Annotated in this window: 14 protein-coding genes and 3 pseudogenes; 11 read left to right on the top strand and 6 right to left on the bottom strand. The window is 67.4% G+C overall.

Annotated elements, in window-relative coordinates:
• Positions 1-408: 408 nt before the first annotated feature.
• Entirely contained in the window at positions 409-2,157 is a 1,749-nt protein-coding gene (locus AC559T_RS00855; RefSeq protein ID WP_498867406.1) for a SpoIIE family protein phosphatase, read from the top strand.
• A gap of 325 nt (positions 2,158-2,482) precedes the next feature.
• Here AC559T_RS00855 and AC559T_RS00850 read toward each other — a convergent pair whose 3' ends face one another.
• Positions 2,483-2,869: a hypothetical protein gene (locus AC559T_RS00850; RefSeq protein WP_498867405.1), complete on the bottom strand. Its 387-nt coding sequence runs from the start codon at positions 2,867-2,869 to the stop codon at positions 2,483-2,485.
• 537 nt (positions 2,870-3,406) lie between these two features.
• Here AC559T_RS00850 and AC559T_RS00845 point away from each other — a divergent pair.
• Positions 3,407-3,667: a hypothetical protein gene (locus tag AC559T_RS00845; RefSeq protein WP_498867404.1), complete on the top strand. Its 261-nt coding sequence runs from the start codon at positions 3,407-3,409 to the stop codon at positions 3,665-3,667.
• Positions 3,668-3,769: 102 nt separating this feature from the next.
• Positions 3,770-4,828: pseudogene (locus tag AC559T_RS00840) on the top strand (integrase core domain-containing protein); the annotation flags it as partial.
• A 27-nt stretch (positions 4,829-4,855) separates the two neighbouring features.
• Here AC559T_RS00840 and AC559T_RS00835 read toward each other — a convergent pair.
• The gene (locus AC559T_RS00835) at positions 4,856-6,076 is read right to left on the bottom strand and encodes an ABC transporter substrate-binding protein (protein WP_498867403.1); all 1,221 of its coding nucleotides are present in this window, start codon (positions 6,074-6,076) and stop codon (positions 4,856-4,858) included.
• Positions 6,077-6,335: 259 nt separating this feature from the next.
• Between AC559T_RS00835 and AC559T_RS00830 the strand changes: the two are divergent.
• The 7 genes and pseudogenes from AC559T_RS00830 to AC559T_RS00800 all read left to right on the top strand — a co-directional run.
• A pseudogene (locus AC559T_RS00830) lies at positions 6,336-6,875 on the top strand (transposase); the annotation flags it as partial.
• A 58-nt stretch (positions 6,876-6,933) separates the two neighbouring features.
• Positions 6,934-8,000, top strand: a pseudogene (locus AC559T_RS00825) (transposase).
• Positions 8,001-8,062: 62 nt separating this feature from the next.
• A complete protein-coding gene (locus tag AC559T_RS00820; RefSeq protein WP_498867402.1) occupies positions 8,063-8,266 on the top strand; it encodes a hypothetical protein in 204 nt (67 codons plus the stop codon).
• Between the two features lie 418 nt (positions 8,267-8,684).
• Complete coding sequence (locus AC559T_RS00815) at positions 8,685-10,373, top strand: carbamoyltransferase N-terminal domain-containing protein (protein ID WP_498867401.1); 1,689 nt, start codon at positions 8,685-8,687, stop codon at positions 10,371-10,373.
• A complete protein-coding gene (locus tag AC559T_RS00810) occupies positions 10,370-13,363 on the top strand; it encodes a cytochrome P450 (RefSeq protein WP_498867400.1) in 2,994 nt (997 codons plus the stop codon). The genes AC559T_RS00815 and AC559T_RS00810 overlap by 4 nt, the downstream gene beginning before the upstream one ends.
• Positions 13,364-13,385: 22 nt before the next feature.
• Positions 13,386-13,676, top strand: coding sequence for an acyl carrier protein (locus AC559T_RS00805; RefSeq protein WP_498867399.1), 291 nt, complete (start codon positions 13,386-13,388; stop codon positions 13,674-13,676).
• Between the two features lie 14 nt (positions 13,677-13,690).
• Positions 13,691-14,941, top strand: a complete 1,251-nt coding sequence (locus AC559T_RS00800; RefSeq protein ID WP_498867398.1) for a cytochrome P450 family protein — start codon at positions 13,691-13,693, stop codon at positions 14,939-14,941.
• Here AC559T_RS00800 and AC559T_RS00795 read toward each other — a convergent pair.
• Entirely contained in the window at positions 14,926-15,363 is a 438-nt protein-coding gene (locus tag AC559T_RS00795; protein ID WP_498867397.1) for a hypothetical protein, read from the bottom strand. The two genes, AC559T_RS00800 and AC559T_RS00795, sit on opposite strands and share 16 nt — an antisense overlap.
• A 172-nt stretch (positions 15,364-15,535) precedes the next feature.
• Between AC559T_RS00795 and AC559T_RS00790 the strand changes: the two genes are divergently transcribed.
• Positions 15,536-16,246 (top strand): IS6 family transposase, encoded by a 711-nt coding sequence (locus tag AC559T_RS00790; RefSeq protein WP_498867396.1) that lies wholly within the window; start codon positions 15,536-15,538, stop codon positions 16,244-16,246.
• Positions 16,247-16,494: 248 nt separating this feature from the next.
• Here AC559T_RS00790 and AC559T_RS00785 read toward each other — a convergent pair whose 3' ends face one another.
• From AC559T_RS00785 to AC559T_RS00775, 3 genes are read right to left on the bottom strand one after another with little or no spacing between them, the layout of a single operon-like run.
• Entirely contained in the window at positions 16,495-17,394 is a 900-nt protein-coding gene (locus tag AC559T_RS00785) for an SDR family NAD(P)-dependent oxidoreductase (RefSeq protein WP_498867395.1), read from the bottom strand.
• A 42-nt stretch (positions 17,395-17,436) separates the two neighbouring features.
• A complete protein-coding gene (locus AC559T_RS00780; protein ID WP_498867394.1) occupies positions 17,437-18,684 on the bottom strand; it encodes an aminotransferase class I/II-fold pyridoxal phosphate-dependent enzyme in 1,248 nt (415 codons plus the stop codon).
• 28 nt (positions 18,685-18,712) lie between these two features.
• The gene (locus AC559T_RS00775) at positions 18,713-19,840 is read right to left on the bottom strand and encodes a sulfotransferase family protein (RefSeq protein WP_498867393.1); all 1,128 of its coding nucleotides are present in this window, start codon (positions 19,838-19,840) and stop codon (positions 18,713-18,715) included.
• Positions 19,841-20,340 lie beyond the last annotated feature (500 nt).

Genomic DNA, 20,340 nt, shown 5'->3' with positions numbered 1-20,340 from the left:
GCGACTGTCCGGATTCAACGAGGCACATCAGCTCGATACTGTGCTCTTTCAAGATCTACCACACGGTGGGGGTGCGATCTTGATGCCGAACGCTGCTGGTTCGGGCGTGAACCGCCTGCGTGACTGACTCATTGATCTCCCCCGTTCACGGATCAATTATCCCTCATGGGGATCACTGTCCGAAGAACGGGCCCCACCTCAGCCACCGGTAACACCCAGGCTGTGATCAGCAGCCTTCAATGCCGGTCCGGGACCGATCTTTGAGCGTGACCGACACGTGCCGGTGTGGTGCTGGTGCTCCCGTTCGCGCCGGAGGTTGGCCTGTCCCACACTCGGATACGTGTCACTACCCGCCCGAGCCTGCGGCGACGGCCGGCGGCTCACGGTCACGGCAGGACCGGTCCCGAGATGATCCCGATGCCGCAGTCCGGGTCTGGTAGTCAGGAGCGGGGCGAGCTTCGTGCGCCTCGGCTGGGCTGGCCGGACCTGCCGACATCCGCCCGCTGGGAGGATGTGGTGCTCTGTTCGCAGCTGTTCGACGCGGTCCCGATCATATTGGCGGTCCTCGATCGCGACCTGCGTTATCGGGCGGTGAACCAAGCCTGGAGTAAGGCCGCCGGTCTGTCCGCCGACGAGGTGATCGGTAAGTGTGGCCCGGACCTGCACGGGGAGGTAGACCCTGCCCTGTGGGAACCGGTCCGCCGCGTGCTCGCTACCGGCGAGACGATCATCGATATGGAGACCACCGGCGCGACGCCCGTGGACCCGTCGAACCGGCGGGTCTGGCTGAGCTCTCACTTCCCTCTGTACGACTCGACCGGGGCCACGGGCGCGGTCGGTATAGCGGCGATGGACGTGACCGATGAGCGCCGCACGCAAGCCGAACGTGACCTGGTGGAGCGGCGGTTGCGGCTACTGAGCCGGGCCAGCGGGCTGCTCGGCGCGTCGCTGGACCTGTCCGCGACGCTGCGGGAGATGGTCACGCTGGTTATCCCGGAGTTCGCCGACATCTGCGAGCTGTTCCTGGCCGACGAGCCCTGCCCGGCGGGGGCCGAGCCTGACCCGCTGATGCTTCGCCGAGTCGTGTGGGCGCACTCCCCAGACCTGCCCCGACCGCCCCCCGGCCTGCACCCTCCACCATCAGGAACAATGGTCAACGTGACCGGACGCCAGACGGGGCGGGCATTTGTTACCCGCCAACCGATCCGCGTCCAACTGGACGACCGCCTACTCAGCTCTGATGCGCAGAGCCTGGCCGCATTGTTCCGGTATTTTCAGATTCGATCCGCGATCGTCGTACCGCTGCTGGTCGGCGCGAACTGCCTCGGATGTGTGGGGTTCGCTGTCACCGCGGCGCGACCCTACGGCAAGCGGGATGTGCAGACAGCCACGGAACTGGGCAGCCGGATCGCGACCGCGATCACGAACGCGCGCACGTTCGACTACCAGCGGAGCGCCGCGTTGACGCTGCAGCGAGCCCTGCTGCCCAGCGACATCCCAGCCGTGCCAGACCTCGACCTGGCGTGGCGCTACCAGCCCGGCACCAGCGGCACCGAGGCCGGCGGCGACTGGTTCGACGTCATCCCACTGCGGGCCGGACGGGTCGCGTTGGTCATCGGCGACGTCATGGGCCGCGGCCTGCACGCCGCCGCGGCCATGGGGCAGCTGCGCACCGCCGCCCGTACCCTCGCCCGCCTCGATCTGCCCCCCGCCGACGTGCTGACCGAGCTTGACGCCGTCACCCGCAGCATCGACACCCTCGCCACCGTCGCCTACGTGATCTGGGACCCGGCCACCCACACCCTCACCATGGTCAACGGCGGCCACCTACCCCCCGCCCTGCGCCACCCTGACGGCAGCGTCGAACTCCTCGACGACACCCACGGGATCATCCTCGGCGTCGCGGAGCAGACGTTCACCGAAACCCGCCACCGGTTCCCCGCCGGATCCACCCTCGCCCTCTACACCGACGGCCTCGTCGAATCCCCCACCGTCGACATCACCGAAGGCAGCCGACGCCTGCTCCGCATCCTCACCGAAGCGGCCGACCTGACCACCACCGCGGACCGCCTGGTGGCACTCCTCGACCGCAGCGACGGCTACGACGACGACGTCACCCTCCTACTCGCTCACTCCCGGGAGGACCTGGCCGGCTAGCGGTGTAACCGCTGGTAGGCACAATGCGCGCCCCGGGTGTAGGTGGGTTGTCGTGAGCCTCGTCTAGGGTTAGCTCCGACCGCGGCCGCCCAGATAGCCGGATTGTCCATTGAAGGAACTTTGGCTGCCTTGCCGGCGGCCCCGGCGAGGACGGGGCCATCTGGTCCGCGCCTGATCCAGGAGAGGCGTCCTGTCTGGATTGGGCTGGATTCACCACTGTGAAGCCACTGAGATCTCGGCTACACACCGCTACCACCGAATGTGGGTCAGAGCCGCCGAGCGGACAGCCAGGTGCGCCGGGAGTTGACACGATCAAGATGCGCGATCAGCTGTAGAAGTAGCGGGAAGCGCGATTTACTACAGTACCCCTCTCGCCCCAGTAGGTCTTGATGTCGGCGCGATAGTAGGTGTCCTCGTAGGCAGTAGCCAGGCTCCGGCACGTGCTACCTGGGTGGTCATAGGAGTTGTTGTAGTCCCTCCAGGTAGGGCTCGGGCCGGATCGGCTGAGCGGAACCAGCGTTACCTCCACCCAACGTGAACCCTCGGTGTTGTACGCCTGTGCGCAGAACTGGTCTTCCCCGTCGTTGTAGCTGACAGTGCCGTCGCCGACCGCGACCGGTCCGAACGAGTTGGCTGACGCCGGCTGCGCGAGAGCAAAGCTCGCCGCCGCAACGACGATGACCACCACAGCTGTTTTGAGTAGTTTCTTCATCGTTTCCTTCCTGGCTGGAGTAGATCTTGGCGTCGCTCCTTGTTCATCTTGAAGCAACGAGCCATCCGACAAAAGGTACTATACATACTATTTGCTCACTAGTCCGGCAAATTTTGACATCCGTTAGCTGTATGGACACTTATCGCGGATGGCGCGGAGATGAGCTACCGGCGCTTCTATGTTGTGAGTTGGGATTCCTGGCACAGAGAATTGACTGCGAGCGGCCGGTGCGGGGAACGCGTGGGGGGCCAGAACTCGGCCACCGGCGTTGACCTGGTCTTTTAGGCGGCTCGTTCGTATTCGTTGACCAAGCCTGTGGGGCTCCAGAATCCCGATTTGGGCGGTGACCTGCATGTTTGCCTGCCAGACGGGGCCCGCGTCGGGCAGGCTGGACGGTGTGGGTTGCCCGAAACTCGTCCGTGAGCCCTGAGCAGGGATTTTGGCTCACTCGCCGATCCTGTGGGGTGCCAGAAGTCGGCCTGAGCCTGTGACCTGGGGCGATGCGCCGGCGCGGGGCCGGCCGCATGATGGTCAACTATGTCCGTACGCCTGCTGTACCTGATCTTCGTTCGGGTCTGTAGCTGGCTGGTTCTCCTCGGCCGCTCGTCGGCGTCGAAGAACATCGAGCTGCTGGTGTTGCGGCATGAGGTCGCGGTGCTGCGCCGTACCCAGCCCAAGCCCCGATGGGACTGGGCGGACCGGGCGGTCCTCGCCGCCCTGATCCGACTCCTGCCCAGGGCGCTGCGAACGCACCGGCGGTCACGCCCGGCACCGTCCTGCGGTGGCACCGCCGCCTGATCACACGGAAATGGACCCTGTGGGGCTCCAGAACCCCGATTTGGGCGGTGACCTGCATGTTTACCCGCGGGGCGGGGCCTGTGTCGGGCAGGCTGGGTGGTCATGGTGTGGTCGCTGCTCTACGCCCTGACACGCAACGCTCTCGGACTGATGCTGCTCAGGATGCGTGGGGACACCGCAAAGGACGTCGAGCTCCTCGTCCTGCGACACCAGGTGGCAGTGTTACGACGGCAGGTGAACCGCCCGATGCTGGAACCGGCGGATCGGATGATCCTCGCAGCCCTGTCCCGGCTGTTACCCCGGGCTTGCTGGGGTTCGTTCTTCGTCACCCCGGCCACTGTGCTGCGCTGGCACCGTGACCTCCTCGCACGAAAATGGACCTACCCGCGAAAGTCGCCCGGACGGCCGCCGGTCCGCCGGGAGATCCGCGACCTGGTCCTACGCCTCGCCCAGGAGAACCCGACCTGGGGCCACCGCAGGATCCAGGGAGAACTCGCCGGGCTGGGCTACCCGGTCGGGGTCGCCACCGTCTGACGGATCCCGCACCACGACGGCATCGACCCCGCACCCCGCCGGGCCGACACCTCCTGGCGCACGTTCCTGTCCGCCCAGGCCTCCAGCCTGCTGGCCTGCGATTTCTTCACCGTGGACACCGTGTTCCTCCAACGGATCTACGTGTTCTTCGTCGTCGACCACGCCACCCGCCACGTCCATGTTCTCGGGACCACGAAGCACCCGACCGCAGCCTGGGTAACCCAGCAGGCACGAAACCTGCTGATGGACCTCGACGAGCGTGGCCACCGGTTCCGGTTCCTCCTCCATGACCGCGACACCAAGTTCACGGCTTCCGTCGACGCCGTCTTCACCGAGGCCGGCATCGACGTGGTACGCACACCCCCACAAGCCCCGCAGGCGAACACGATCGCGGAACGCCGGATCGGCACCGCCCACCGCGAATGCACCGACAGACTGCTGATCATCCCCGAACGGCACCTGACGTCAGTCCTCGACAGCTACGCGAAGCATTTCAACACCCACCGGCCCCACCGCTCCCTCCGCCAGCACCCACCCGACCCGCCACCCGCAGTCGCCCCAACCCCGGGGTCCACCGTCCGTCGCACACGCATCCTCGGCGGGCTGATCAACGAATACCGTCCGGCTGGGGGCGGCGAGGCTGAACGACAGGTTTCAGGTGCCCGTGCCGTTGGCGCAGAGGCGTTCGTGGACGACCTGGAACGCGTCTCCGGCTGGATTGATCTTGACGAAGGCGTAGCAGTTGAGCGGTTGGCTGGCGTTGTTACCGAGGTCTATCGGCGCGATCAGGCCGCCCGCGTCGTAGTCGGAGACCTTCCGTAGTGCGCTGATGAATCCCTCGCGGGTGGGGCAGGGACCGGCCAGTTCGAGTCCGCGAAGGAACATGTCGGTGTAGATGTAGGCGTGCATGGCGAACTGCTGTTCGGGCACGAACGTCTCCGGCGCGAAGCGGGTCATCGCCGCGCGGTAGCGGTCGATGGCCGGCCCCCCGGCCTCGAAGGGCCGGAAGTAGACGGGGAACGAGACGCCGGCGAGCGCCGGGCCCAGCGTGGCCAGCAGGCTGTGGTCGTACCCGGTGAGCGCGACGCTGCTGGAGAGGTCCAGGCGTGCCGCCCGGGCGGCCTGCGCGATCGCGGCGAAGTCCGACGAGGTCGTGAAACCGATCATGGAGTCGGCGCCGACGGCCGAGATCTGCTGGACCACCCGGGCCGGGCTGTCGGTGCTGCTCGTGTAGGAGATCGCGTCGGTCGTACCGAGACCGATCGCCTGGAAGGCGGCCTGGTATCGCGCCATGACCTGCAGCGTGAACGCCGACGCCCCCGTGGTCAGGAAGGCGACCTTCGTCCCCCCGCTGGCCAGGATGTAGCGGCCGATGGTCTCGGGTGACGCCGCGTACAGATAGGTGAAGAAGTTCTGGTATTTCCCCCAGTCCGGCTGGGCGAAGCCGATAACGGGGATGTTCTGCGCGGCAAGGCTATTCAACGAGTCCCCGAGCGCGGAGGTGGCCGTCACCAGGCCGAAGACCGAGTCCTGCTGGACAAGATTCGCGGTGACGTTGGCGCTCTGCGATGGGGAGTTCGCGTCGTCACGCCACTGGTAGACGATCCGGCGGCCGTGTATGCCGCCTTCCTGGTTGGCCAACCCGATCCTGGCGTCAACACCGGAGCGGGCCGAGTCGAACGCGGCGCTGCCGGTACCCGAGTCGGTGACCACGAGGCCGAGCTTCACCTGGTCGGCGGTGACGCCAGGGCTGTCGCAGGCGGTGGCCGCCGCCGTGCCACCACCGCCCCCCGCGGAACAGCCGGTCACGGCAACCGCGAGCACCGCGGCCGCCGCTCCTCCCCATAACCTCACCGATAATCTACCAAGAAACATCTTTTTCTCCACGGACAATAAAGAGGCTGGCGATGCGCCAATCCGACTGGGCCGATCCCAGATCGGCTGCCACGCAAACCTTCGTTCTCGTAGATATTCAATCTACACACGACAGCCTGGCTAGTATATCTACTGAATTTCGTCAGCTGGGTGAGCTGTAGCGTGGAATCGGGACGGCACCGCTAGGGCGCGTATCTGGTTGTGATCTGTCTGCGGGATTCGTCCTGGTGGCGGGGGCTGGTCCGGTAGGTCGTCGTGTATGACACGGGTGCAGTTAACGGACGAGGAGTGGGCGTTTATCGAGCCCTACCTGCCGATTGGCAGGTTCGGGCCGTATCCGCAGCGGCTGCGGGCGCAGTTCGAGGGGTGGTGTGGCGGTTTCGGACGGGTGGGCAGTGGCGGGAGATGCCGGCGGAGTTCGGTGCCTGGCCGACGGTCCACAACCGGTTCCGGCAGTGGCGGGACGCCGGTGTCTTCGAAGCCCTGCTGGAGGGTATGGTCGCCGAGGCCGCGAAGCGGGGTGAGGTGGATCTGTCCCTGGTCAGTGTGGACTCCACCACCGCCCGGGCGCACCACGACGCTGCCGGGATGCACCTGGCCGAAGACGTGATCGCCGCCCTGGAGAAGGCCGCCACCGAGGAGGAGAAGACCCGGCAAAAGGGGCGGCACGCAGGGACAAAACGGGCAGAACGTCGTGGACGACCCCGGGCGGGAAGAACGGCGACGCCTCCGGCGCCGACGCAAGGTCCGGCTGACCGCTGCTCTGCTCGGACGGTCGCTGTGGGGTGCCAGAAGTCGGCCTGGGCCCGTGAGCTGGGCTGATGCGGCGGAGCGGACTGCCGGCATGATGGTCAGCTATGTCCATCCGCCTGCTCTATCTGATCTTCGTGCGGGTGTGTGGCTGGCTGGTCCTCTTCGGCCGTTCGTCGGCGTCGAAGGACATCGAGCTGCTGGTGTTGCGGCACGAGGTCGCGGTGCTGCGCCGTACCCAGCCGAAGCCCCGGTGGGACTGGGCGGACCGGGCGGTCCTCGCCGCGCTGATCCGACTCCTACCCAGGGCACTGCGAGCGCACCGGCTGGCCACGCCCGGCACCGCCCTACGGTGGCACCGCCGCCTGGTCACACGGAAATGGACCACCCGCACCGGACCGGACGACCACCGATCAGCCCGAAGATCGCCACGCTGATCAAGCGGCTCGCGACCGAGAACACGACATGGGGCTACCAGCGAATCCAGGGCGAGCTCCTCAAACTCGGCCACCGGGTGAGCGCGTCCACGATCCGCCGGGTCCTGAAGTCCTTGGGGCTGCCCCCGGCTCCGAAACGGCAGACCGACACGACGTGGCGGCAGTTCCTGCGCACGCAGGCCTCGACCATGCTGGCCGTCGACTTCTTCCACGTGGACTGCGCCGTGACCCTGCGGCGCCTGTACTGCTCCTTCGTCCTGGAAGTCGCCTCCCGCACCGTCCACATCCTCGGAGTCACCGCCCACCCCGACGGACCATGGACCACCCAACAAGCCCGGAACCTCCTCATGGACCTCGGCGACCGGGCGACCGACTTCCAGTTCCTGGTCCGCGACCGGGCCGGACAGTTCACCGCGTCCTTCGACGCGATCCTCGCTGACGCCGGCATCACCACGGTCAAGATCCCACCCCGGACTCCGCGCGCGAACGCCTACGCCGAACGGTTCGTCCGCACCGTCCGAACCGAGGTCACCGACCGGATGCTGATCTTCGGCGAGCGGCACCTGCGTACCATCCTGGCCGAGTACGCGACCCACTACAACGGACGGCGACCCCACCGCGGTTGTGGCCTACAACCACCACGGCCCGACCACCCCGTCGCCGACCTGACCAAGGAACGGATCAAGCGCCAGCCTGTCCTCGGCGGCTTGATCAACGAATACGAACGAGCCGCCTAAAACCCCAGGTCACGACCGGTGGCCGAGTTCTGGCACCCCACAGTGTCACCATCGCCCACCTCATGTTCGGCGACCAGCCAGGGGAGCCCGACCCGGCCGTCACCGACTGGCTGATCGACGTCGCCGTCCACCGCGGCGATACCAGCCCGATTCTGCTGCGACGCCACGATGACATGATGGAAATCACAGAGAAAAGGGATCCCTATCCGGCCCGCTGGAACGGTCGCGGACACGCTCACGCCCGCCTCGGGGAGGGTCGCCGGTAAAGTCCGACACCATCCAATCTCCCGATCGAAAGGGTTTATCGTCCAAGGCGGACGGCGGGCGCAGGAGGACAGCGCTGCGGCCAACGTCGAACCCAATATCGTCCTCGGCCCGAAAAACCCCACCTGACCAGCGCAGACGATTTTTCGGTACGCCCTGGTGCTGACCGCTAGCAATCTGATCGAGTCCACCCAGGCCAGCTGGCGTGCCGTCAATGCCCTCCCACCTCGTCATCCTCGTCCACTCCGGCGCCGCGTTCACCAAACGGCAAGCTCTTCGAACGCTTAACCACCGAAACCGTTAACCAGGCCGGATAGCGATCACGATGTGCAGGTCTTGACAATTCCTACTTGCCGATTAAGATCAACGAAAGAATGGCTAGCTCGGGCAATTCTCTCCACAAAGGGATGACCCTCCGCTATGAATGATATCTTCTGTGGGATAAAGCTCACTCACGACGGTTGCATGGCCGCGATCAAGAAGAATGAGTTGATCTTCTCGGTCGAGGCTGAGAAGCTGGAGAACCGGCCCCGTTACTCGACTTTGAACACGTGGACTGATCTCGTCGCCGTGCTCGACGGGCAGGGGTTACGTCCGGACGAGTTGACCTCGATCGCGGTGGACGGCTGGGGGCGCACCAGGGGAGAGGACACGCACCAGCTGCACGTGGTCGACGACGCGGGAAGAGAACGCCCCGTACCGGTCGCCGCCTACCGCGATCAACCCGGCACCGCCACCGATCCGCTCAGCCGGCCGTTCGAAGCCGCCGAGCTGTTCGGCGAAAAGCTGGTGAAGTTCCGGAGCTTCTCCCACGCGACCGATCACGCGCTGGCGAGCTACTGCAGCAGCCCGTTCGCCGGCCGTGGTGAACCCGCACTCATCGTGGTGTGGGACGGCGGAATGGCGCCCTGCCTGTACCACTACGACCCGGCCCGCCGGTCCCTGCGACCGCTGCGCTGGTTGCTGGACGTCCTGGGCGGCCTCTACCCCATCTTCGCCACCCACCTCGAGCCGTTCCGCACCGGTGAGACCGTCCTCGACACGGATGCCCGGAAGCTGGAGACCGTGGTCCTGCCGGTGTCCGGGAAGGCGATGGCCTACGCGGCGCTGGGAGCTCCGGACGACGAGGCCATGTCCGTCATGTCCGCCGTCTCGGGCAGGCACGAGCCGACCGACGTGGTGCGCATCTATCTGTGGAGCCGCACCGTACTGCGCGAGCTGGCGCCGAGAAAGCTCTCCGACGCCACTCTGATTGCGTCGCTGCAGGAATACCTCGGAGGTCTCCTGGCCGAGTCGCTGCGGCAGTTCGTGACCGAGCACGAGGAGTTCCGCGGCACTGGGCTCTGCCTGTCCGGCGGTTGCGCCCTGAACATCAAGTGGAACGCCCGGATCCGGAACTCCGGGCTGTTTTCCGATGTCTGGGTTCCGCCATTTCCCAACGATGCGGGTTCGGCGATCGGCGCGGCCTGCGCAGAAATGATCGACCGGACCGGAAGAAGCGATCTGCACTGGTCGGTGTTCGCTGGACCGGAGGTGCTCCCCACCGCAGAGCTTCCTGCGGGCTGGGCGTCCCACCCGTGCACGCTCGACGAGCTGGCCGAACTGCTCGCCGTCGAGGGCGAGCCGGTGGTGGTGTTGACCGGGCGGGCCGAAATCGGTCCCCGTGCGCTCGGGCACCGGAGCATCATCGCCCCGGCGACGGACACCGCGATGCGGGACAAGCTGAACGATCTGAAACAACGTGCGTACTACCGCCCGGTGGCGCCGATCTGCCTGGAGGAGGCGGCTCCCTCGGTGTTCTCGCCAGGTACCCGGGACCCGTACATGCTGTTCGAGCACCAGGTCCACCCGGAATGGCGGGACCGGGTTCCGGCCGTCGTCCACGTCGACGGAAGCGCGCGACTGCAGACGGTCGGTCCGGACAACCCCGCGATGTACCAGCTGCTGGTCGCCTACCAGCGACGGACCGGGGTGCCGGTGTTGTGTAACACCAGCGCGAACTTCAACGGATCCGGGTTCTTCCCGGACGTCGCCTCCGCTGTCCGCTGGGGGCGGACCCGGTATGTCTGGTCGGAGGGAACCCTCTTCCACGCCACGGCCGGCCGATGACCAGCGACATCAGCGTGCTCTTCACCCGGTTACCGGAGGTCCTGCGCGAGCAGCAGCCTTACCCGTTCCTCGCCCGCCTGCGGCAGGCTTCGCCGTACCTGGCTTCGGACGGCGTCGTCGTGGTCGCGAAACACGACCATTGCACGGCGATCCTGCGCGATCCGAGGACGAGCAGCGACCGGAGCCGGGCCCGGATCTTCCGCGAGGACGCGCGACCATCGAGCCGGAAGCTCGTCGATCTGGATCCGCCGGACCACTCGCGGATCCGTCGCCTGGTGTCCAGGTCGTTCACCGCGCGCGCGATGGCACCGCTGGTGCCGCTGATCCGCGCGACGGTGAACGACCTCCTCGACGCGGTGCCGGCCGGCGGCCCCTTCGACGTCGTCGGCGACCTGGCCTCGCCACTGGCGTTGTCGACGGTCTGCACCCAGTTGGGCGTTCCCGCTGCAGACCACGAACTGGTCGGTGGCTGGTCCAGGACGCTCTCCCGAGGGCTCTACCCGCTTCCGCTGGGTTCCGTCGACCAGGAGGCGACGAGGAACGCGGCGCGGGTCGGTGCGCGCATCCACATGTACTTCAAGAAGCTGATCTCCGGGCCACGGCCGACGCCACCCGGGCCCGTCCTGGCCGATCTGCTGCGCGCCGAGGAGCAGGAAACCCCACTGAGTGAGAACGAGGTCCTGGGCGTCTGCGCGCTGCTGGTCAACGCCGGGTACGAGACGACGGTCGATCTCATCGGCAACGGCATCCGGGCGCTGCTGGACCATCCGGATCAGCTGAAGCGCCTCGCCGACGACCCGGACCTGGCTCCTGCCGTGGTGGACGAGGTGCTGCGGTACGACTCGCCTGCGCAGATCACCACCAGGGTGGCCACTGCCGACCTGAGCGTCGGCGGACTACGGATCGCGGCCGGGGATCTCCTGGTGCTCCTCCTCGGCGCGGCCAACCGCGATCCCGTCGTGTTCAGCAGGCCGGACGATTTCGACATCAGCCGGCCGGAGCCCGTCCAGCACCTGGCGTTCGCGGCGGGCCCGCATTTCTGCCTCGGCGGCGGACTCGCGCGCATCGAGGGTGCCGCCGCCTTCGCGGCGTTCGCCGGCCGGGTGGTCGAGCCGAAGCTGGTGTCGGATCGGGTCACCTACAAGCCAACCCCGAGTCTTCGCGGGCCGGAAAGCCTCGGGGTCGCGTTCGGCGGTGTTCGCGCGGCGCCGCCCGGTGCTGACGCCAGCGACGGCCGATCACCGAGTCGGCCCCGAAAGGAGACGAGTGTGACTGGTGTGGCCACGGCCGACAGCGTGGCGCGGGTCTTCCAGGAGCGGGTTCGGGAACACGGTGACCGGGAGGCCGTGGCCCTCGTCCGCGACCCCGACGATCCGAGTTCCACCGAATCCTGGACCTACCGGCGCCTCCACGACGAGGCGAGCGCCGTAGCAGCACATCTCGGGCAGCTGAGCCGGCCAGGCGACCGGATCCTGTTGGCCTATCCGTCCGGACCGGACTTCGCCGCGGCTTTCCTCGGTTGCCTCTACGCCGGACTGATCGCCGTTCCGGCGCCGTTGCCCGTGCGGTCGGGGCAACAGAAGCGGCGGCTGACCGCCATCGCAAACGACGCCGGTGCCTCGGTGGTGCTGGCCCACTCGAACGACCGCGACGTGGTGGCGGAGTGGCTGTCCTCCGAGGAACTGACCGGTATCGCTCCCGTGTTCACCGACACTCTGGAACCGGCTCCGGCGGACGAGTTCTCCGTGCCGGAGTGCGGACCCGACACCATCGCCTTCCTGCAGTACACCTCGGGTTCCACCGGCGACGCGAAGGGTGTCGTGCTCACCCACGACAACATCCTGACCAACTCCCGGATCCTGTTCGAGATCACGGCGCTGCCGCCGGAGGAGATCCGCCTGGTCTGCTGGCTTCCGCTCTACCACGACATGGGGTTGATCGGTCAGCTGCTGAGCCCGCTCCTGTTCGGCGGCACCTCCTTCCTCCTCGATCCCGGTACCTTCGTCCGGCGCCCCTACTCCTGGCTGCGCACCATCGACCGGTATCGGGCCACGGTCTCGGCCGCGCCGGATTTCGCCTTCGGCCTGTGCGTCGAGCGGATCACCGACGAGGAGGTCGTCCGGCTCGACCTGTCGAGCTGGAAGACGGTGACCAACGGCGCCGACTGGCTCAACCTGTCGACCATGCGACGTTTCGTCGACCGGTTCTCCGCTGCCGGCTTCCAGGCCGAACTGTGCCCGGCGTACGGCCTGGCCGAGGCCACGCTGATCGTGGCCAGCCGGCGGGCGCCCGCGCTCCGGGTGCTCGACGCGGACCGGAACACGCTCGACGGCGGGGCCTTCGAAGCCGCGGAATCGGCGGAGGTCACGAAGCAGATCGTCAGCTGCGGGTCTCCCCACGAGATCAACCTCGAGCTCATCGATCCGGACACGCTCACCCCCCTCCCGGAGGACCAGGTCGGCGAGATCTGGCTGCGCGGGCGCAGCGTCGCCAAGGGGTACTGGGGACGGGCCGACCAAACCCGGCAGATGTTCCATGCGACCACGGCCCGGGGTGACGGACCGTATCTCCGGACCGGTGATCTCGGGTTCCGCCACGACGGCGAGCTGTACGTCACCGGGCGGATCAAAGAAGTCATCGTCGTACGCGGGCTGAAGATCTACCCGCAGGACATCGAGTCCGCGCTGCGCGCGGAGTTCCCGGAACTGTCGGGTATCGCCGCGGCCTTCCGCCTGCCGGGAGCCGAGGACGAACCGGACCAGGTCGTCATCACCCACGAGGTCAGGGCGGCATCGACCGAACGCCTGCCAGAACTGGCGCAGGGAGTCGTGCACCTGGTGGCCCGCGAGTTCGGTGCCCAGGTCGCCGCGGTGCTGTTCCTCCGTCAGGGCCAAGTGCAGCGAACCACCAGCGGAAAGGTGAAACGCGTCGAAATGCGCGAACGTTACCTCGCGGGCGCCCTGCAGCCGATCTACCAGCACACCCGCTGATATCGAATACGGGAGACAACAGATGAGCACCAAGCACGAGCAGCACGGTTTGCAGCAGATCGACGAGGAACAGCTGCGTCAGTGGCTGGTGACCCGAGCCGCCAAGTACGCGAAGAAGGACGACGCGGAAATCGACTGCGACACGCCGTTGTCTCAGTACGGCCTGGATTCGGTGAGCGCGGTCGCCATCGCCGTCGACGTCGAGGACGAGTTCGGCGTCGTGCTCGAGGTCGACACGCTATGGAAGTACCCGACCGTGAACCTGGTGGTCGAGATGCTCATGTCAACCCGTCAGCAGAGCCTGCAGAACTAACGGGAGGAATTCCGGTGAGTGATCTTTCGGCGGCCAGCGGCGTCGAGGAGAAACGGTGCCCGGCCGATGCTCCCCTGCACAGCCGGCTCAGGACCCCGGATTTCGCGGCGGATCCGTTCACCCTGCTCGGCGAACTGCGGGACAGCGGACCGGTGCATCGGTGCGAGCCCCCCGGCTCGTCCCCGATCTGGCTGATCACCCGGTACGCGGAGGGATCCGCCGCGCTCACCGACCGCCGCCTGGTGAAGGATCCGACGACGGCCGGCCTGCCCGCGGGATGGCAGCCCGGTGAGGGGAAGTCCCAGCTCTGGTCGCGGGATCTGGCGAGCAACGACCCGCCGGACCACACCAGGCTGCGCAGGCTGGTCGCCCGCCCGTTCACACAGCGCCGGGTCGAGTCGTTGCGGCCGGGGATCGAGAAGGTGGCCCGGGACCTCCGCGAGCGCATGGTGGAGCATGACACCTTCGATCTGATCACCGATTTCGCCGGCGGCCTGACCACCGCCACGATCTGCGACCTGCTCGGCATACCGGCCGAGGACCGGGAGATCTTCCAGACGTGGGCGGACACGTTCTTCACGGTCACCGTGCCGGGACAGGCGCACAACGAACTGTTCATCGCGATCACCAAGTACTTCGCCAGGCTCATCGCCCGCAGGCGGGAGGATCCGCAGGACGACCTGTTGAGCGCCCTGATCAGGGACACCGGCGAGGACAGGCTCGACGGTCACGAGCTGATCTCGATGGCGTCGTCGCTGCTGATCACCGGACATGAGCCGGCCGTCCGGCTGATCGGCAACGTGTTGTTCTGCCTGTTGCGCAGGCCTGAGCAGGTACGGGCGCTACAGGAGGACCCGTCGCTGATCCCGTCCACCATCAAGGAGATCATCCGCTTCGACAGTCCGGCCCTGACCTCGCTCGTCCGCTTCGCCGCCGAGGACATCGAGATGGGCGACGTCGTGATCCGTCGCGGCGACGCGGTGCTGGTCTCGTTGCTCGCGGCCAACCGCGACCCGGCCAGGTTCGACCAGCCCGACGAGTTCCTGCCGTCCCGGGACGCCGGCGGTCATCTCGGGTTCGGCCTCGGCGTCCATTTCTGCATCGGAGCGCAGCTGGCGCAGTTGGAGGCGGAGGTCGCGCTGCGCGAGCTACTGCCGCTGCTGCCCGACCTCCGCCTGGCCGTTCCGGAGAGCGAACTGCACTGGCATCCGGGGCTGCAGATGTACGGCGTACGAAACCTTCCGGTCCGTTACCACCAGGCGTGACGCCCTCGATGGCGTAGCTCATACACGCCACGATCAAGCAGCACCGCACAGAGAACCAGGCCCTGCGCACCGAGATCACGATCAACAACATCCGTGTGGCTACAGCCAGCGCGGTCGAGGTGGCCGCGGGCAAGCGGCAGCACGGCGAGGACGCGGGGGCCTGTCCGGTCGTAGTCCCAGCCGGTGGCGAGCGCGTCGCGGGCGTCGACGCCCATCGCGCCGGCATACAGGACGGGCACGGCCGCGGCCGGTCGCAGACCTCGGGTGACCGCGTGGAAAGACAGAACACCGAAGGTCGCGAACCCACTGGTGGTCGCGGCGCTGTCGCCCTCACCCGCGCCGGCGACGGCGCGCCCGGACGGCGTCCAGATCGAGGCCGAAACCCTCACCAGCGACGGCAGCCGGCTCCGCTGGCCCGCCACGCCGACCTCTGGTCGCTGCCGAGGGCGTTCTCTCCGGCGACGCGGCCTTGTTTGTAGGTGGCGGCGTCCAGGGGGAGCCAGGTGGTGCCGAGGAGACGGTGGTAGGTGAGGGCTCACAGTTGCATCGGCGAAGTCCGCCATCACGCGACGGCCGATCAGTCATGATCGAACGATGCGTCGACGTCGTGTCCGTCCACCGGCCCCGACATCGGAGTTCGTCGGGTTCCGGTTCCCACCTGAGGTGATCGTCCTGGCGGTCCGCTGGTACCTACGGTTCGCGCTGTCGTACCGGGACGTCGAGGAACTACTGGCCGAGCGCGGCATCGACGTTGATCACGTAACTGTGTACCGGTGGGTCCAACGCTTCACGCCCTTGCTGGTCGACGCCGCGCGGCCCTGCCGGCACCGTCCTGGTGACAGGTGGTTCGTCGACGAGACGTACGTCAAGGTCGCCGGGCGGTGGACGTACCTGTACAGGGCGGTTGACCAGCACGGGCAGGTCATCGACGTCCTCGCCAGCGAACGACGCGACCAGGCCGCGGCCCGAAAGTTCTTCACCGCGGCACTGACCCACGGCCGCCGGCCGGTCGAGGTCACCACCGACAAGGCCCCTGTCTACCCGCGGCTCCTCGACGAGCTGTTTCCCGGGGCCTGCCACGTCGACGCCGCGCGGGAGAACAACCGGATCGAAGCCGACCACAGCCTCCTGAAAGCCAGACTCCGACCCATGCGCGGACTGAAACGGCTGCGCTCCGCCCAGACGATCAGCGCAGGGCATGCGTTCGTCCAGAACATCCGCCGCGGCCACTACGAACTCGGGATCGACACCGACCCGCACGCACGGCTGACAGCCGCGTTTACCGAGCTCGCCCTCGCGATCTGATCACCCGCTCGGCAGCGTCAACCATGCCCTGCCTTCCCCCAATGCAACAGACCCGCTCCAGGTCCTTGGACGCCGATGAACGGCCGAGCAGTACCAGCTAGCCACACACCCGAACGAAGATCAGATAGAGCAGGTGCACGGACATAGTTGACCATCATGCCGGCAGCCACGCCGTCGCATCATCCCAGCTCACAGGCCCAAGCCGACTTCTGGCACCCCACAGGCTGTCCCGGATGGCTCGGCGGCGGCTACGGTCGCAGGCCGATCAGTCGCCGGGTCAGCCGCTCGTAGGCCGGCCAGGGCAGCAGGGTGTGCAGCGCGATCTTGATCCAGGCGTCGGTGCCGACCGGATGGCGCAGGCGCCGGCGCGGCCGGGCGGCCAGGGCCGCGACCAGTTTCGCGACCTCGTCGGGGTCGCGCAGGTGATGGGCGATGTACTCGCTGTAGAATGCGCGCAGCCGGACAAAGTCGTCCACATAGTGCGACTCGACGGGGACGGGCGCGTGCAGCAGCGGCGTGTCGTAGATACGCGTCCGGTAGGAGCCCGGTTCGACCAGGGCGACGTCGATGCCCGAATGTCGCAGTTCCAGTCGTAGGGTCTCGGTGTACCCCTCCAGGGCGAACTTCGAGGCGCAGTAGACGCCGAGCAGTGGCGTCGGCACCCGCCCGCCGACACTGGAGATCATCACCACTCGGCCCCTGCCCTGTGCCCGCATCGTGGGCAGGACGGCGTTGGTCACCGCGACCTGGCCGAACAGGTTGGTCTCGAACACCGATCGCCACTGCGCCAGCGGTGCCTCCTCAACGAAGTTCGGCGGCGCCGTCCCCGCGTTGTTGACCAGTACGTCGATGCGGCCGATCGCGGCCAGGACGGCGGCGACCGCCTCGTCGATCGTCCGCTGGTCGGTCACGTCCAGCCGAAGCACCGTGACGTGCTCGTTGGTGACCTCGTCGAGCGCGGCGCGGCGGCCCAGGTCGCGCAAGGTGGCGACGACGTGGAACCCCCGCCGGACCAGCGCCGGAACGCAGCGCACGCCGATGCCGCTCGAACACCCGGTGACCAGGGCGACTGGCCGAGATGTCGGTCGGGCGACGGGCCGGGCGACCGTCGCAGACAGAGACGGGGAATCCGGTGACTGGGAATCCATGGTGCCCCTCGCTCGGACCGGCCCGCGGCGGGCCGGGCGGTGTCAGAAGCCGTGGATCGTCCGGAGTTCGGCCAGCGTGTCAACGAAACCATCGAGCTGCTCGTCGGACAGCCGATCGTTCACGAGCAGGCGGATCACCGCCTCGTTCTTCCGGACCGCCGGATAGACGAACATCGGCACCAGGTAGCCGCGCTCGAGAAAGTCCCGACGCACCCGTACAGCCGTCTCGTTGGAACCGACGGCGATGGAGGTGACGAAGGTCGGCGTGGGATTGATGGAGCACCCGATCGCGGCCAGACGTCCGCGCAGCCGGTCGATCCGGTCGAGATAGCGCTCCATCACCGACGGGTCGCGTCGCATCCGCTCGAGCACGTGCGTGATCGCCTGGGCGGTCGGCGGCTGGATGTTCGTCGTGAAAATCGACGTGCCTGACAGGAAACGGAAGGCGTCAATGGCGTCCGCCGGCCCGGCGATGGCGCCGCCGGAAAGACCGACGGCCTTTCCGAACGACACCATCCGGAAGGTGGCGCGGCGCAGCGCCTCGTATTCTGCCGCGAACCGGTGGCCTCCGTTTCCGTAGGCCATGAACCCGTTGGCGTCGTCGACGAAACTGATCGCCCCGAACTCCTCGCAGGCGTCCAGGATCGCACCCACCGGGGCCATCGAGCCGTCGGACGAGTAGACCGTCTCGAAACCGACCACGACCCGCCGGTCGCCAAGCTCGGCCAGCAGCGTTCGCAGCGCCGCGACGTCGTTGTGCTCGAAGGCGAACAGGTTGCGTCCGTACTTGAACCCGTCGGCGGCCTTCCACATGCTCCAGTGGCTGTCCCAGTCGAGCACCAGGACCATGTCGGCGTTGTTCACCCCGAGTTCGTCGGCGAACGAGAACCGGGCCTTCATCGCGTGGACGAAACCGAGGTTGGCCAACAGGCCGGTGGCGAAGGTGAGCGCCTTGTCCTGGCCGGTGATCTCGGCTACGAGCGTCTCGAGCTCCAGGTGCGGCCGAGAGAGGCCCTGGACCAGCCGCGAACCGCCGACGACCAGGCCGTACTCGGCCGCCGCGGTGGCGAAGACCCGGCGGACCTCCGGGTCGTGCTGCCAGCCCAGGATGCCGATGCCGGCGAAGTTGACCATAGGGCGGCCGTCGACGCTGATGACCGCGTCGTTGACCCCGTCCAGCTCAGGGGTGCCGATGAACTCGCCGGTCTGTCGGGTTCGCGTGATCCATTCGGAGAAGCCCCAGCGGGACAGGGCTGCGTCCGTCGTCCCGGGAGGCGCCGTCGTGGTCATGATGTCCTCGGTTCGGTGTGGTGGGTGGTCAGACCAGAGTCGCGAGGCGGGCGTCGGCCTGTTCGGCGGTGACGCCGAACGCGGCCAGGTCGTAACGGTGGGACCGCAGCCGGTCGTCCTCGGCGAGCACCTCGGCCATGGCGGCGCGGGCGGGCTCGGGCACCGGGCGGCCGAGCCGGGCATAGATCCCGGCGACGACACCGTGGGGATCGGCGATGAACTCGTCGAACTCCACGTCGTGGAAGTGGGTCTGGTCGTGGCGGGACCGGTCCGCCGCGAAGCGGGTCAGGGCGCGCTCGGCCAACTCCAGCAGGGCCGGGCCGATGGCATCGCCGTGGAAACTGGTAGACTTGCCTGCCGCGAGCTTGCTCACCATGCTGCAGGCCGAGCCGAGCACGGTGCTGGCCGGGCGGCGGTGGGTGTGCACGATCAGCGCGTCCGGATAGGTGGCCAGCAGGGCTTCGAGGCACAGCATGTGGCCGGAGTACTTGAGCACCCAGGTCCGACCGGGGGTGGGCAGCCCGATCAGCTGCAGGTTGCGCCGGTGGCGCTCGTAGGCGGCGGTCCAGTCCTGCTCGGCCAGCCAGTTCGAGTAGGTCGGCACGTGCCCGGTGAACTCAAAGAAGGCCGACAGCATCGACTGGCGGGTCAGCAGCCAGCATTCCTCGACCTTCGCCGCGTCCCGGTTGTGGATACCGAGATAGCCCGGGTTGCGCTCCAGGAATCCGTGGATCGCTCCCTGGACGAGTTGGAAGATCGGGTCGTTCGCCCAGTTCGGAAGCGGCGGGCGTGGCTGCGGGGCCGCGCCCAGCCACAGTTCCAGGCCCTGGTGGGCCGGATCGGCGGTCAGCAGCCGGTGCAACGTGGTCGTGCCGGTGCGGGGCATGCCGACGATGAATACCGGCCGCACGACCGGAACCTCGGCGTACTCCGGATAGCGTCGCCAGCCAGCCTCGCTGAACAGCCGGGCCACCAGAATGTCGCGTAACTCGTCGCGGGCCGTCGCGATGCCGAGCGGAGTGAGGTCGGCCTCCTCCTGGTAGGCGGCCAGGACGACGTCAAGCCCCTCGTGATAGTCGGGTGGGCCGAAATCGGTGAGCCCGGTCAGGGCCGTGGCGGCGGCGTGAATGTCATCGACTGTTCCGATCGTGTCCACTTCGGACGCTCCCGTTATTCACCGGTGGCCGTTTCTCAAAAGCGACGATTAGTCACGGGCCATGTTCGCAGGCGCCGAGAAGGCAGGCAACCAGTGCATCGAACCGATTCGTAGTCATGATGGACTAATGCGTTGCGCTCAAATGCCGCCGGACAGGCCTGCTTGCCATTGTAGTCTCCGGGGTCCGGCGCTGGCTCACTCTGGTGGTCGGGAAGCGCAGCAGAAACCCACCGGCGCGACATTTTCCGGCGATTGCTGATCCCCTGCGCCGGGCAGCGGCCACCTCCGCGAGCACGCTTTACTCGCTCACATCAGCCACGTCACCACACCCTCTCTGCGAGGCACAGTTGCATTGTGAGGAAGCAGGGCGTGCCAGCGGCCGCGGCGACCGACGGTCAGAGGGCGGCGGCGAGTTCGGTGAACGCGGAGGCCAGCCGCAGTCTCGGGTCGGTATCGACGGCGAGCTCGTAGAGGGTGTCTGAGAAGGGCCAGGATGGGTA

Origin of the sequence: Frankia sp. Hr75.2 (genome assembly GCF_949319125.1) — a bacterium.
Classification (GTDB): Bacteria; Actinomycetota; Actinomycetes; order Frankiales; family Frankiaceae; genus Parafrankia; species Parafrankia soli.
This window is presented reverse-complemented; position numbering and strand designations above follow the sequence as displayed.

What these genes read in the sequence shown, in the direction of transcription:
- AC559T_RS00855 (WP_498867406.1), top strand. Translation starts at nt 409, where the DNA reads ATGATCCCGATGCCGCAGTCCGGGTCTGGTAGTCAGGAGCGGGGCGAG.
- AC559T_RS00850 (WP_498867405.1), bottom strand. Translation starts at nt 2,869, where the DNA reads ATGAAGAAACTACTCAAAACAGCTGTGGTGGTCATCGTCGTTGCGGCG.
- AC559T_RS00845 (WP_498867404.1), top strand. Translation starts at nt 3,407, where the DNA reads ATGTCCGTACGCCTGCTGTACCTGATCTTCGTTCGGGTCTGTAGCTGG.
- AC559T_RS00835 (WP_498867403.1), bottom strand. Translation starts at nt 6,076, where the DNA reads ATGTTTCTTGGTAGATTATCGGTGAGGTTATGGGGAGGAGCGGCGGCC.
- AC559T_RS00820 (WP_498867402.1), top strand. Translation starts at nt 8,063, where the DNA reads ATGTTCGGCGACCAGCCAGGGGAGCCCGACCCGGCCGTCACCGACTGG.
- AC559T_RS00815 (WP_498867401.1), top strand. Translation starts at nt 8,685, where the DNA reads ATGAATGATATCTTCTGTGGGATAAAGCTCACTCACGACGGTTGCATG.
- AC559T_RS00810 (WP_498867400.1), top strand. Translation starts at nt 10,370, where the DNA reads ATGACCAGCGACATCAGCGTGCTCTTCACCCGGTTACCGGAGGTCCTG.
- AC559T_RS00805 (WP_498867399.1), top strand. Translation starts at nt 13,386, where the DNA reads ATGAGCACCAAGCACGAGCAGCACGGTTTGCAGCAGATCGACGAGGAA.
- AC559T_RS00790 (WP_498867396.1), top strand. Translation starts at nt 15,536, where the DNA reads ATGCGTCGACGTCGTGTCCGTCCACCGGCCCCGACATCGGAGTTCGTC.
- AC559T_RS00785 (WP_498867395.1), bottom strand. Translation starts at nt 17,394, where the DNA reads ATGGATTCCCAGTCACCGGATTCCCCGTCTCTGTCTGCGACGGTCGCC.
- AC559T_RS00780 (WP_498867394.1), bottom strand. Translation starts at nt 18,684, where the DNA reads ATGACCACGACGGCGCCTCCCGGGACGACGGACGCAGCCCTGTCCCGC.